This is a genomic window from Agromyces sp. Root81, from assembly GCF_001429165.1.
Classification (GTDB): domain Bacteria; phylum Actinomycetota; class Actinomycetes; order Actinomycetales; family Microbacteriaceae; genus Agromyces.
On record NZ_LMIR01000001.1, the window covers coordinates 884244 to 897623 of the forward strand.

14 protein-coding genes are annotated in these 13380 nt (G+C 69.0%); 3 read left to right on the top strand and 11 right to left on the bottom strand.

From position 1 onward, the window contains the following. Nucleotides 1-36: 36 nt before the first annotated feature. Together ASE14_RS04235 and ASE14_RS04240 are read right to left on the bottom strand one after the other, a co-directional pair. Nucleotides 37-996, bottom strand: a complete 960-nt coding sequence (locus tag ASE14_RS04235; protein ID WP_056651101.1) for a tetratricopeptide repeat protein — start codon at nt 994-996, stop codon at nt 37-39. After that, nucleotides 993-2891 carry a hypothetical protein gene (locus ASE14_RS04240; RefSeq protein WP_157372778.1) on the bottom strand — a complete coding sequence of 633 codons (1899 nt, stop codon included), beginning with the start codon at nt 2889-2891 and terminating at the stop codon, nt 993-995. The genes ASE14_RS04235 and ASE14_RS04240 overlap by 4 nt, the downstream gene beginning before the upstream one ends. 191 nt (nt 2892-3082) lie before the next feature. Here ASE14_RS04240 and ASE14_RS04245 point away from each other — a divergent pair, with 191 nt between their 5' ends. Further along, nucleotides 3083-4699 carry a DivIVA domain-containing protein gene (locus ASE14_RS04245; RefSeq protein WP_056651108.1) on the top strand — a complete coding sequence of 539 codons (1617 nt, stop codon included), beginning with the start codon at nt 3083-3085 and terminating at the stop codon, nt 4697-4699. 28 nt (nt 4700-4727) lie between these two features. Continuing rightward, the gene (locus ASE14_RS04250) at nt 4728-5792 is read left to right on the top strand and encodes an AI-2E family transporter (protein ID WP_056651113.1); all 1065 of its coding nucleotides are present in this window, start codon (nt 4728-4730) and stop codon (nt 5790-5792) included. 13 nt (nt 5793-5805) lie between these two features. Here ASE14_RS04250 and ASE14_RS04255 read toward each other — a convergent pair whose 3' ends face one another. From ASE14_RS04255 to rpsB, 9 genes are all read right to left on the bottom strand, one after another. Then, nucleotides 5806-6540, bottom strand: coding sequence for an alpha/beta hydrolase (locus ASE14_RS04255; RefSeq protein WP_056651116.1), 735 nt, complete (start codon nt 6538-6540; stop codon nt 5806-5808). Next, nucleotides 6537-6845, bottom strand: a complete 309-nt coding sequence (locus tag ASE14_RS04260) for a hypothetical protein (RefSeq protein ID WP_056651119.1) — start codon at nt 6843-6845, stop codon at nt 6537-6539. The genes ASE14_RS04255 and ASE14_RS04260 overlap by 4 nt, the downstream gene beginning before the upstream one ends. A 68-nt stretch (nt 6846-6913) precedes the next feature. Next, the gene (locus ASE14_RS19905) at nt 6914-7522 is read right to left on the bottom strand and encodes a lytic transglycosylase domain-containing protein (protein ID WP_200953259.1); all 609 of its coding nucleotides are present in this window, start codon (nt 7520-7522) and stop codon (nt 6914-6916) included. 126 nt (nt 7523-7648) lie between these two features. Then, on the bottom strand, nt 7649-8203 hold the full coding sequence (locus ASE14_RS04270; protein ID WP_235511079.1) for a DivIVA domain-containing protein: 555 nt from the start codon (nt 8201-8203) through the stop codon (nt 7649-7651). A 35-nt stretch (nt 8204-8238) separates the two neighbouring features. Continuing rightward, on the bottom strand, nt 8239-9222 hold the full coding sequence (locus ASE14_RS04275) for a phosphatidate cytidylyltransferase (protein ID WP_082600053.1): 984 nt from the start codon (nt 9220-9222) through the stop codon (nt 8239-8241). Nucleotides 9223-9230: 8 nt separating this feature from the next. Continuing rightward, nucleotides 9231-9785, bottom strand: a complete 555-nt coding sequence (frr, locus tag ASE14_RS04280) for a ribosome recycling factor (protein ID WP_056651128.1) — start codon at nt 9783-9785, stop codon at nt 9231-9233. A 33-nt stretch (nt 9786-9818) separates the two neighbouring features. Continuing rightward, nucleotides 9819-10550 carry a UMP kinase gene (gene pyrH, locus ASE14_RS04285; RefSeq protein WP_056651131.1) on the bottom strand — a complete coding sequence of 244 codons (732 nt, stop codon included), beginning with the start codon at nt 10548-10550 and terminating at the stop codon, nt 9819-9821. 167 nt (nt 10551-10717) lie between these two features. Next, on the bottom strand, nt 10718-11548 hold the full coding sequence (tsf, locus tag ASE14_RS04290; RefSeq protein ID WP_056651134.1) for a translation elongation factor Ts: 831 nt from the start codon (nt 11546-11548) through the stop codon (nt 10718-10720). A gap of 28 nt (nt 11549-11576) precedes the next feature. Further along, the gene (gene rpsB, locus ASE14_RS04295) at nt 11577-12518 is read right to left on the bottom strand and encodes a 30S ribosomal protein S2 (protein WP_056651137.1); all 942 of its coding nucleotides are present in this window, start codon (nt 12516-12518) and stop codon (nt 11577-11579) included. Between the two features lie 270 nt (nt 12519-12788). Here rpsB and ASE14_RS19910 point away from each other — a divergent pair, with 270 nt between their 5' ends. Continuing rightward, a complete protein-coding gene (locus ASE14_RS19910) occupies nt 12789-13379 on the top strand; it encodes a M23 family metallopeptidase (protein WP_082600165.1) in 591 nt (196 codons plus the stop codon). Nucleotide 13380 lies beyond the last annotated feature (1 nt).

A 13380-nucleotide genomic window follows, 5' to 3' on the forward strand; every position in this document is an offset into this window, starting at 1 on the left:
ATCGGCGTCGTTGTCGGCGCCTCAGTCGGCGTCGCGTCAGTAGAGCAGGGTCGTGAGGCGGCGCCGTGCCACGGCGACACGCGGGTCGTCGGTGCCGACGACCTCGAAGAGCTCGACGAGTCGCTCGCGCACGAGCTTCTTGCCGTCGGCGTCGAGGCTCGGGAAGAACGTCAGCAGGCGGTCGAAGGCGTCCTCGACGTGCCCGCCCGAGAGGTCGAGGTCGGCGACGTCGAGCTGCGCGCCGAGATCCTGTGGCGCCGCGGCGGCGGCGTTGCGGATCGCGTCGAGCGTCTTGCCGTGCAGCCGTCCGAGCAGGTTCGCCTGCGCGAGACCCGCGACCGCGAGTGCGTCGCGCGGGTCCTGGGCGATCGCGGTGCGGTACGCGGATGACGCGGCGGCGAAGTCGCCGCGTTCGATCGCGTCGTACGCCTCCTGGTGCAGCGGCGGCAGCGGCTCCTCGACGGGCTCGGCGGGCGCGCCGTCCGTGTCGGCCCCGTTCTCGCCGGGCTCGATGCTGCCGGTCACGCCGTGCTGGCCGGCGAGCTCGAGCAGTTGGTCGAAGACCTGGTCGATGACCTCGTCGGGCTGCTCACCCGCGAAGAGCGGCACGGGCTGACCGGCGACCACTGCGACGATCGTCGGAATGGCCTGCGCCTGGAAGGCCTGCACGAGCTGCGGGCTGCGGTCGGCGTCGGCGGCCGCGAGCACGAGGCGACCCGCTCGAGCACGGACCAGGCGTTCGAGCGTCGCGAGCAGGGCCTTCGACGGCTCGCTCCACGTGGCCCAGAGGGCCACGATGACCGGCACCGTGCGCGAGAGTTCGAGGGTGGAGCCGAAGGCCGCGTCATCCGTCTCGAAGACGATCTGATCGCTCGGTCCGGATGCCGCGTGCGCACCCTGCCCGCCAGTGGCGCCCTGCGCCTGACGCTGCACGAGCGCCGACAGGTCGACCGCCCCGCGAAGCGCGGCGCCGGAAGGGGGAATCGGGTTTGTCACGGTACCTCCGAAGCTCCGATGAGACTCTCCGACCAGCCGAGCAGGCGGATCTGGTCTTCAGACGTGTTCCCGACGCCGGGAACGTAGAACAGCAACTGGATGCCGACGACCCGCTGCACGCCCTTCGCGCTCTTGCCGGTGAAGCCGGAGAGTGCCGCGGCCGGACCCGGCTGGAACCCGATCGTGCCGCCGTCGTTCGGCACGACGTTCTCGGTCTGCTCGATCGAGACGGTCACGAGAGCGCCCGCGTCGTTCGTCGCGAGGGCGATCGTGGGGCTGTCGCCGGGGACGGTCGAGTATGTGGCGTCCACCGTGGGCGGCAGTGCGTCGTTCGTGGCCTGCTGGCCCGCCGGGCCGAGCTGCGCCATGAGCGTGTCGCCCTCGGGGTCGAACAACGGCGCGTACGTGGACGCCTCGCCGCTCGTCAGCATGTCGGCGTACGCCGCGGCCACCTGGCCGGTCGGCAGCACGAGTCCCTTGAACTCGGGGGAGATCGGCGGTGCGCCGATCGAGGCGGGGGCGACCTCGGGAACGTCGGCGTCGGGTGCGAGCGCCATCGCGTACTCGATCTTGTAGTTCTCGCGCGGCGTCTCCTGCACGAGCACGAGCGCGCTCGGGGCGATCGTCGGGTCGTCCGAGTTCTTCGCGATCGTGAGCACCGTGCGGGGCCAGCCGGTGGCCTGCTGCGGGAGCGTCAGGGTGAGCGGCGAAGCCGGGATCGGCGTGGGCAGCGGATGCTCGCCGAGGGTTCCGCGGATCGCGTAGTTGGCGGCACGGGCCTCGAGCGCCGGACCGGCGAAGCGCTCGGCCGCGGCCGTGGCGTCCCGGGAGGTGTCGACCTCGGTGGCGAACACCGCGACACGGCGCATGATGCGCTCCATCTGCGGCACCGTCACGGCGGGCTGGGCCTCGGGCGACTCTTCCTCTGCTTCTTCGTCTGCTTCTTCGTCGCCGGGAGCCGGCGTCGTCGCGATCGGGGTCGCCGGGGCAGTGGTCTCGGGTGCCGCCTGCCCGTCGAAGCTCGGCCAGTAGTCGGGCGAGCACGCCGTCAGCGCGAGCGCCGGGATGACGAGGAACGGCACGATCGCGATGCGCTTGGCACGACCGATGGCACGGCGGCTGGACCCGCCGCCGATCTGCGTGCGGCCGGGCTTGGGTGCGCTCGGCAGCTTGCCGCCGGACCCCTTCGGCCCGTTGCGGCGCGGGCCGCGCGAACGGCGGTGGTTCATGAAGCCCGAGATCACGAGTGCGATGCCGAGCAGGAAGACGAGTGCACCGCCGACGATCAGCGGGCCCGCCCAGGGGGTCGCGTTGTCGAGAGGCCAGTCGATCTTCACCTGGGAGGGCGGATAGTCGCCGCCGTCGGCGCTGATCAGCACCGAGATGTCTTCGGGCACGTCGATCGTGGTGGTGAGCACGCGCTCGTCGGAGAACTCGTCGAGCCACAGGTCGGAACCGGCCGGGGACGGCACGACTTCCTCGGTCTCGGCCTCGGCCGTCGGGGTCTCTGTCGTGGCGGGCGGGGTCGTGGCCGGCGGGGTCGTCGACGACGCCTCGTCGGCAGTGTCCTCGGCGACGACCTCGTTGGTCAGCTCCTCGGCTTCCGCGTCGTAGCCGACCGACGCGTACTCCTCGTCACCGAGCCAGGCCTCGACATCGGAACTGCGGCCGTAGGCGAGGAACGCCTTGGGCGAACCCGAGACAGTGATGGTCTGCTTGCCCGGATGGGCGGCGAGCGCCTCGGGCTCGATCACGATGAAGTCCGCCTCGACGTCGGACAGCTGGGCGGTCATCGAGACTCGATCAGGCTCCAGGAAGACCGTGCGCTGGGCGATCCCGAGCCCGATCATCACGGCCGCAGCGACGAACGCCACGATAGCGAAGACGAAGCGCACGAACACAAACCTCCATTGCCGCCCAATCGGCGACCTCTGACAAAGAACAGTCCACACTATCGACGGAATCTGGGAGAGACCTAACCACTCGCTGGACGAATGGTGTCTTCACGGCCTCCGCGCGACCCGTACAATCGGACACACCATCCCGCATGCGCCCCCACGAACGCGGGACAGAGCCCGGAGGAAGAATGGCCGTCGAAGAGACCGAGTTCACGCAGGTGTTCCGCGGATACGACAAGGATGAGGTCGATAAGGCGATCAATGGACTTCGCCGCGACATCATCGCTGCGAACACCCAGAGCACCGACAGCGTCAAGGAGAACAAGCGTCTCCTTGCACGCATCGATGAGCTGACCGCCGAGCTCGAAGAGGTCGGCAGCCCCACCTTCTCGGGCCTCGGCACCAAGCTCGAGAACACCCTGCGTGTCGCGGAGGAGCAGTCCACCCGCCTCATCGCGCAGGCCGACATCGATGCCGAGAAGCTCCGCCGCGCCGCCGAAGACGAGTCGCACCTCATGCGCTCCGACGCGCACGAGCTCGCCGAGCGCACGCTCACCGAGGCGCGCTCGCAGGCCAACCGCATCCTCGAGAACGCCCGCGCCGAGGCCGACGACATGGTCTCGCGCTCGCACGAGGCCAGCGAGCAGCTCCGTCAGGACGCCGCCCGCGATGCCGCGGCGATCCGCGGCGCCGTCGCCACCGAGACCGCCGAGATCCGCACGAGCGCCAAGCGCGAGTCCGCCGCGATGATCGCCGCGGCCGAGCGCAAGTCCGCCGAGATCCTCGTTGCCGCGAACTCCGAGGCCACCGAGGCGCGCGCCACCGCAGCCGGGCTCACGCAGGAGACCGAGCAGACCCGCGCAGAGGTCGCCATCGAGCTCGACCGGGCACGTGCCGAGCTCGCACGCGAGAGCGAGCAGGCCCGAATCGACCTCGCCGCCGAGACCGAGCAGTCGCGTCTCGACCTCGAACGACAGTCAGCCGAAGCACGCGCTGCGATCGAAGCCGAGATCGCAGAGCGTCGTGCCGCCCTCGTGCACGAACTCGACCAGGCACGCAGCGACCTCGACCGCGAGCTCGAGGGCAGCCGGGCCGAACTGGCCCAGCAGCGCGAGCAGGCGCAGATCGACATCGATCGCGAGGCCGAGGCCGCACGCCTGAAGCTCCAGCACGAGCTCGAGCGCATCCGTGCCAAGCACGCTGCCGACCTCGAGCAGATGCGAGCCGACCTCGCCCTCGAGCAGGAGCAGGCACGCGCCGACTTCGACGCCGAGTCCGAACAGGGCCGGATCGACCTCGACAACCAGCTCACCGCGATGCGGAAGAAGACGACGCACGAGGTCAACCGCATGCGTCGCGAGATCGAGAAGGCACACCTCGACCTCGAGTCGGAGCTCTCGACCAAGCGCGACGAGGCGGAGCAGGAGCTGCTCGCCGCCCACCAGGAGGCCGTGGCGCAGACGCAGAAGTTCCTCGAGGACGCCAACGCCGAGCTCGCCGAGGCGGTCGCCCGCACCGCCGAGAGCCGCGCAGAGGCCGACCGTCTCGAGACCGAGGTCCGGTCCGACATCGCGGTCGTCCGCGACAAGGCCGACGACGAGGCTCGCGACCGCATCGCAGCCGCGCACGAGCAGGCGCGCAAGCTCATCGCCGACGCCGAGGAGCGCACGCGCGCCCTCGTCGCCGACGCCGAGGACCGCCTCTCGCAGATCAAGATCGAACGCGACGCCGTCGCCGGCTACTTCGAGAGCCTCCGTGGCGTGCTGACGCAGGCGGAGCAGATGGCAGCGAAGACGAACAAGTAGTCGTCCGAAGGAAGGGTGCGGCCGTTCGATGAAGATCCAGAACGCGTTCCGCATCGGGCTGGTCGGCACCCTCGGCGTGGGTGTCGGCCTCCTCATCCTCGGTTCGATCGCGACGCTGTCGACGATCATCGCCTACGTCGGCGTCGCGTTGTTCCTGGCCCTCGGCCTCGATCCGGCTATCAGCTGGTTCGAGCGCCGGGGGCTTCCGCGTTGGGCCTCGATCGTGATCGTCATGAGCGGGGTCGGGTTGCTCGTCGCCGGTCTCGTGATCGCGGTCGTGCCGATCATCGTGGACCAGGTGAGCCAGCTCGTCGAGGAGATCCCGCGGATCGTCGATCGGGTCGGATCGCAGGACTGGATCGAGAACCTGAAGGACCAGTTCCCGCAGGTTCCCGTCGATCAGATCAACGACCAGGTCACGAGCGCCCTCACCGACTTCTTCACCAACCCCGACAAGCTGAGCGAACTCGCCGGCGGCGTGCTGCAGGTCGCCGTCGCGATCGGCGTCGGGGTCTTCGGCGTCGTCATCGTCTTCATCCTGACGCTGTACTTCGTCTCGTCGCTGAACACCATGAAGCGCGCCACCTACCAGCTGGTGCCCGCTTCGAAGCGCGACCGGTTCGCCGACCTCACCGAGCAGATCACCCAGTCCGTGGGCCGATACGTGCTCGGCCAGGTCTCGCTCGCAGCCGTCAACGGTGTGGGGAGCTTCATCTTCCTCTCGATCATCGGTGCGCCGTTCCCGGCCGTGCTCGCCTTCCTCGCGTTCCTGTTCTCGCTCGTTCCGCTCGTCGGCACGCTGAGCGGTTCGGTGGTGATCGTGCTCGTCTGCCTCATCCCCGGACTGGGGTCGCCGCTGACCGCCCTGGTCGCGGCGATCTACTACATCGTCTACATGCAGGTCGAGGCATACTGGCTCAGCCCGCGCATCATGAACCGCGCGGTGAAGGTGCCCGGTGCGCTCGTCGTGATCGCAGCACTTGCGGGCGGATCGCTCGGCGGCGTGCTCGGTGCGCTCGTCGCCATTCCCGTGGCCGCGGCCATCCTGCTGATCATCAAGCAGGTCGTCGTGCCCCGCCAGAACGAACTCTGAGCAGTCGCGACGCTCAGACCGAGTCGGCAGGCCACTCCGTGGGCAACGGCAGCGCAGAAGGATTGACCGCCGCGACGATCTCGTCGAGCACGCGCCGAGTCTGCGACTCCCCCACCCACAGGTGCCTGCCACCCGCCACGTCGACCCGGGTGATCTTCGGCACGCTGGAGAACCGCTCCGCCGCCTCGGGCGGGCGCAGGTAGTCGTCGAACTCGGGAATCAGCGCGACGAGCTCGGGAGACGCGTGCTGCCACCGCGCGAGCTCGGCCTCGCTCGTGCGATGCAGGGGTGGCGAGAGCAGGATCGCACCGTCGATACCGTGATCGAGCCCGTACTTGAGCGCGAGCTCCGTGCCGAACGACCAACCCACGAGCCACGGGTGGGGCAGGCCCCGTTCCTCGACGAACGACATGGCCGCAGCGACATCCGCTCGCTCGGCGACGCCCTCGCCGAACGCCCCGTCGCTCGTGCCGCGCGGCGACGCGGTGCCGCGCGTGTTGAAGCGAAGCACCGCGAGATCCGCCAGCGCCGGCAGCCGTGCGGCCGCCTTCCTGATGATGTGCGAGTCCATGAAGCCGCCGGCCGTCGGCAGCGGGTGCAGGGTGACGAGCGTCGCGACCGGCGCCTGGTGCAGTGGCAGTGCGAGCTCGCCGACGAGGGTGAGCCCGTCGGCGGTGTGCAGCTCGATCTCCTCGCGGCGAGCGGGCAGTTCGACGCCCGCGCGGATCTCGATAGACGTGTCGCTCATACCGCGCCGATCCTCCAGCAGTGAGTGTGCCAATGACGGCGGGAGGCCAGGTCGGCCGCATCGCCGAGCACGCCGTCGGCGCGCCAGGCGACGAGGTGGGCGACGCCGGGTACGACGTCCTGCCCGCAGCCGGGACAGAGGTAGGCCTTGACCGCCTGCGCCTCAGAAACGGGTTGCACGTTCCATTCGCGGCCACCTCGCACCTCGGTGCGGCGCCACCCGGAGGTGAGCCGCTCGACGTCGAGTTCGGGGTGCTCCTCGCGGGCACGGGCCGCCCGGCTCCGGGATCGGTTCGAGCGCGCCATGGAGATCAGTCTAGGCGAGCGGACGAGGCCGCCGGCGCCGCGACCGGAGCGGTGCGGAGTCGGTGGACTCAGTACCAGCCGACGTCCTGCGAGTGCGCCCAGGCGCCGCAGGGGGTGCCGTACCGACCCGAGACGTAACCGAGGCCCCATTCGATCTGCGTCGCGGCGTTCGTCTCCCAGTCGGCTCCGGCGGTGGCCATCTTCGAACCCGGCAGCGCCTGCGGGATGCCGTACGCGCCGCTCCCGGCGTTGTAGGCGTTCACGCGCCAGCCGGACTCCTTGTTCCAGAGCGCCACGAGGCAGTCGAACTCGCTCGACGCCCATCCGCGAGCGGCGACGGCACCGGCGGCGTACGCCTGGGCCGAGCCGGGATCGGGGGTCACCGCGGGAGGCGCCCACCCGCTGCCTGCGCTCGTCGACGCGGGCGCGAGCTTGGCTTCGGGCTTCTTCTCGACGTCGTAGCCCTCTCGGGCGACGTCGATCGAGTAGTCGCCCTCGACCTCGAAGGCCTGCACGCTGGCCCCGCCGAAGCGGTCGCCTCCGCCGGCGTAGGTCGAGGAGGCGGTCGCGCCCGAGAACGGGTCGACGACGTTCACGAGCAGGAAACTGACGGATGCCGTGAACGCGAACACGACCGTCGCGGCCTGCTTGACCCTGCCGACACGGGGCTTCCTCACCGCGGGAGCCGGCGAAACCGTCGCCTGGGGACGCGACTCGACGGTCTCGTCACTTCCAGCATGTCTACCCACGGTTCGATGAGTGTATCGAAAGCGGGGTGACGGATACCAACTCGACGCGCGAGTTCATCGCACCGCGAGCATGACATCGACGACGGCATCGAGCAGGAGGTCGACCTGCGCCTCGCGATACCCGCCGCGCTGGGTCTTGAACACGACCGCGCGGACGTCGTCGATCGCGATCGGCCAGCCATCGCTGAAGTACCTCGTGAGCTTGTCGGCGAAGCGATCGACGTCGCGCGTGCTGTAGCCGCGCACGAGCGGGCTGACCCGGTCGAATCGGTGCCCCTCGGGCCGCGCGAGCCGGTTGGAGACGACCTGTGCGGTCGTGCGCGCCTCACGCAGCCATGCGTCGCTGCCGTGCAGCTGCGCTGCGACCTGCCGCTCCTGGGCCGCGAAGGCGTCTTCCAGACGCTCGAGGGCCTGGTCGACGTGCGTCGTGGAGTAGCCGCCCTTCTGCATGCCGAACGCGGTGAGTCGGATGCGATCAGAGGTCAGGGGCGCGTCGTCGGGCCTGGCGGTGCCGTCGTACGCGCGTCGTGCCAACTGGAGGAACGCCTCGACCTGGGCCGTGTTGTACCCGAGCTTTGGCTTGCGTGCGCGAGGGAAGGTGGAGTCCACCGCTCCATTATTGCGGAGCATCGGTGAGGAAGCGCTCACCCGAAGATCCGGAATGCGACGAAGGCGACGGCCGCCGACGGGAGGATCGAGTCCAGCCGGTCGAGGAATCCACCGTGCCCCGGAAGCCACGAGCTCATGTCCTTGATGCCGATGTCGCGCTTGATCAACGACTCGACGAGGTCGCCGAGCGTCGCGCTGAGGAAGATCGCGGCACCGAAGATGAGACCGAACCACCAGGTGTTGCCGAGCATCAGCGTCGAGAGCAGCACACCGGCGATGAGGCTCGCGGCCGCCCCGCCCGCGAAGCCCTCCCATGTCTTCTTCGGGCTGATGATCGGCGCCATCTTGTGCTTGCCGAACATGAGTCCGGACGCGTACGCCCCGGTGTCGGCAGCCACCGCGACGATGATGAACGCGAGGGTCCAGAACTGGCCGTCTTCGGCCGCGGTGAGCACCACCGCGAACGTCGCGAGAAACGTGACGTAACCCTGCACGAACGCACCGGCCGCGAGATCGCGACCGAGGTCGCGCCCCGAGCTTCGCATCGTCGGTACTGCCTGCTCGCAGAGCCGCCAGACGGTGACGATCAGGATGCCGCCGAGCACCGCGAGCAGCTGACCGCTCGCGCTCCCGTAGTAGGCGAGGGGCACGGCGGCCACCGCGACGACGACGGTCGGGATGCGCGGAACGTGGTAGCCGCCCTTGCGCAGTGCCTGCGCGAGTTCATAGCTCGCGAAGGCCGCGATGACGACCGCGAAGAGCATGAAGAGCTCTTTGAACACGAGGAGGCTGAGCAGGAGCACCGCTCCGAACCCGAGCCCGATCAGGGTCGCGAGGATCAGGTTGCGACCGGTGCGGGCCTGGATCTTCTCCTGCGCCTGATCGAACTGGGCCTTGCCGACCTCGAACTGCCGCTCCAGGTCTGCCTTTCGCGCATTGACCTGCGCTCGGAACTCCTCGCGCGAGGTTCGCTCTGGCCCCCCGGCGTCCGACTCATCCTCTTCTGGGACGCCTGACATCGTCTGCCTCAGACCTCGAGGAGTTCGGCTTCCTTGCGCTTCAGGGCATCGTCGATCGCGTCCACGTGGGACTTCGTGATCTGCTCGAGTTCCTTCTCTGCGCGCGAAACCTCGTCATCGCCGACGTCGCCCTTGAGCGCGTCGAGGTCGTCCTTCGTCTTACGGCGGATGTTGCGAACCGACACGCGGGCGTCTTCGGCCTTGCCGCGCACGATCTTGACGAACTCGCGGCGACGCTCCTCGGTCAACTCGGGCAGCGTCACGCGGATGATGTTGCCGTCGTTCGTGGGGTTCGCACCGAGGTTCGGGGTGTCGCGGATCGCCTGCTCGATGTCCTTCAGCGCGCTCTTGTCGTACGGGGTGACCACGAGGGTACGCGCTTCGGGGTTCTGCATCGACGCGAGCTGCGCGAGCGGCGTCGGGGTGCCGTAGTAGCTCACCATGATCTTCTGGAAGAGCTGGGGGTTCGCCCGGCCGGTGCGAACGCTCGAGAAGTCGTCTTTGGCGACCTCCACGGCCTTCTGCATGCGTGCGGTGGCATCGGAAAGTACGTCCGCGATCACGGGGGCTCCTTCTGGTTCGCTACTCGGGACAGTCTATCGACTGGAGGCGGGCTCGCCGTTGCTGACGATCGTGCCGAGGTCGGCGCCGAGGAGCGCCGCGGTGACGTTGCCGTGCGGCGCCATGCCGAACACCTGCATCGGCATGCCGTTGTCCATGCAGAGACTGAACGCCGTCGAGTCGACGACCTTGAGTCCGCGCTGCAGGGCCTCCTGGTAGCTGATGCGGTCGATCTTGTGCGCGTCGGGGTTCGTGCGGGGGTCGTCGGAGTAGACGCCGTCGACGCCGTTCTTCGCGACGAGCACGACCTCGGCGTCGATCTCGAGCGCGCGCTGGGCGGCCACGGTGTCGGTCGAGAAGTAGGGCAGGCCGGCGCCGGCGCCGAAGATGACGACCCGGCCCTTCTCGAGGTGCCGCTCTGCACGTCGCGGAATGTAGGGCTCGGCGACCTGCGTCATGGAGATCGCCGACTGCACGCGCGTCTCGGCGCCCGCCTGCTCGAGGAAGTCCTGCAGTGCGAGCGCGTTCATCACGGTGCCGAGCATGCCCATGTAGTCGGCTCGGCCGCGGTCCATACCGCGCTGGGAGAGCTCGGCGCCGCGGAAGAAGTTGCCACCGCCCACGACGATCGCGATCTCGACCGTGCGTGCGGCATCGGCGATCTCGCGTGCGAGCGAGCTGATCACGTCGGGGTTCACCCCGAGTGAACCGGCGCCGAACGCCTCACCCGAGAGTTTCAGCAGGACCCTGCGCTTGTGTTCCGTCATGCCGACCGATCCTTCCCCTCTGGGAGTCAAAGCTACTGGTTCGCCGGGCCCGGCGCAGTGCCGGGCCGCAGGCGATTTCGACGGGCACTGCCCGCCAGGCATCCGGAATCGCTCCGGACACAGCAAAGGAGTCCGGATCGCGAACGATCCGGACTCCTTCGAGGCACTTAGGCGCCGACCTTGAAGCGAGCGAAGTCGCTCACCGTGAGGCCCGCGTCGGAGAGGACCTTGGCGACGGACAGCTTGTTGTCCTTCGCGTAGTCCTGCTCGAGCAGTGCGACCTGCTTGAAGTAGGCACCGAGGCGACCCTCGATGATCTTCGGGAGGGCGGCCTCGGGCTTGCCCTCCTCACGCGAGATCTGCTCGACGATCGCGCGCTCCTTCTCGACCGACTCCGCCGGAACATCCTCACGGGTGAGGTACTCCGGGTTCGCGAACGAGATGTGCTGGGCGACCGAACGGGCGGTCTCAGCGTCTGCACCGGCGTAGCCGAGCACGACGCCGACCTGCGGGGGCAGGTCCTTCGACGTCTTGTGCAGGTAGATCGAGAACTGCTCGCCCTTGACGAGACGGACCTGACGGAGCTCGACCTTCTCGCCGAGGATCGCGGCTTCCTCGTCGATCACGGTCGCGACGGTCTTGCCGTCGGCCGGAGCGGCGAGTGCTGCCTCGATGTTCTCGGCACGGGCCGCTGCGACTGCAGCGAGCACGCGGTCGGCGAGCCCGACGAACTTGTCGCCCTTGGCGACGAAGTCGGTCTCGCAGGCGAGCTCGATCATGGTCGCGGTGCCGTCGCCGTTGTCGACGGCGCCCACGAGGCCCTCAGCGGTGGAGCGGTCGGCGCGCTTGGCGTTGCCCTTCGCGCCCTTCAGGCGGAGGATCTCCACCGCCTTCTCCATGTCGCCGTCGGCCTCGACGAGTGCGTTCTTCGTGTCGACCATGCCGGTGCCGAGGCGCTCGCGCAGGTTCTTGACGTCTTCGAGAGTGAAGTTAGCCATATCTCTGAAGTCTCCTGAACTCGTGGTCTTACTTGGACTCGGCGGCTTCGGCGGCCTCGGCGCCTTCGACGTCGGCGGCGGTCTCGGTCGCGGCGACCTCGGTCGCACCCTCGTCGACGACCTCGGCGGCTTCGGCCTTGGCCTCTGCGACGGTCTCGGCGACGACCTCGGTCTCGGCCGAAGCCTGCGCCGGGGTGGTCTCGGAACCGGCCTGGAGGAGCTCCTGCTCCCACTCGGCGAGCGGCTCGACGGCGGAGACGTTGCCCTCGGCCTCGGGCTTCTGGTGACGCTCGATGAGGCCCTCAGCAGCAGCGTCGGCGACGATGCGGGTGAGCAGGCTCACCGAACGGATCGCGTCGTCGTTGCCCGGAATCGGGTACTGGACCTCGTCGGGGTCGCAGTTGGTGTCGAGGATGCCGATGACGGGGATGCCGAGCTTCTTGGCCTCGTCGATCGCGAGGTGCTCCTTCTTGGTGTCGACAACCCAGAGCGCCGACGGCGTCTTCGTCAGGTTGCGGATACCGCCGAGCGACTTGTGCAGCTTGTCGAGCTCGCGCTTCTTGATGAGGAGTTCCTTCTTGGTGAAGCCACTCGTGGTGCCTTCGAAGTCGAGCTCCTCGAGCTCCTTCATGCGCGCGAGGCGCTTGGAGACCGTCTGGAAGTTGGTGAGGAGGCCACCGAGCCAGCGCTGGTTCACGTACGGCTGGCCGACGCGGGTCGCCTGCTCGGCGATCGCGTTCTGCGCCTGCTTCTTGGTGCCGACGAAGAGGATGGTGCCGCCGTGGGCGACCGTCTCACGCACGAAGTCGTACGTCTTGTCGATGTACGCGAGCGACTGCTGCAGGTCGATGATGTAGCTGCCCGAACGCTCCGTGAGGATGAAGCGCTTCATCTTCGGGTTCCAACGGCGGGTCTGGTGCCCGAAGTGAACGCCGCTGTCGAGCAGCTGGCGAATGGTGACGACGGCCATGAGCCGTACTCCTTTGTTCTCAGTTGTCGCTCCGGCCGGCGGCTGGAGCCCTGGCGCCCGGCACGGCTCCGCCGGTTTCTGCGATGAAGCAGAGAACTGGACTGAGTGGAGTCGTCGGCCGAAATGGCGCGCGTAGTCACCCTGGAAGACCGGGGTGCTCCCGATACTCTACCATCGGCACTCCCCCTCCCCAACCGCGGCCGGCACGGGCTCGTCCACGTCTCCGACGTCCGCGCGCGCGGATGCCCCGTGCACGCCGATCATCGGATCATGAACGCTCCGAGACCGGCCCGCCGGCGCTGGGTGGCGAGGCCGACATCGTCCATTGCCATCGTCGCGGTGCTCGCCCTGGCCGTGGCGGGATCCGCGGCGTCGGCGTCGGCATCCGCCCCGTCGCCGGGAGCGACTGAGCGGGTCGCGCTTGCCGGCTCGCCGTCGCCCGATGGACCGGCGGAGCCGTGGCGATGGCCGGTTCCCGCCCCCATCCGCGTCGTCGCCCCGTTCCGCGCCCCGCCGACGCCGTATGCGGCCGGCCATCGCGGCATCGACATCGCGTCGACCACCGCGGCCACCGTGGTCGCTCCAGCGCCCGGTGTGGTCAGCTTCGCGGGGATGGTCGCGGGGCGCCCGGTCGTCGCGATCGACCATGGAGCGGGGGTCGTGAGCGCGATCGAGCCCGTCGCGGCGCTCGTCGAAGCCGGCGCACCGGTGGCGGCAGGCGACGCGATCGGCACCGTCTCGATGGGCGGACACTGCGCCTCGGGCTGCGTGCACTTCGGAGTGCGGGTCGACGGCGAGTACGTGTCGCCGTTCCTGTTCCTCGGAGGTCTGCCGCGAGCGGTGCTGCTGCCGTTCGACTGAG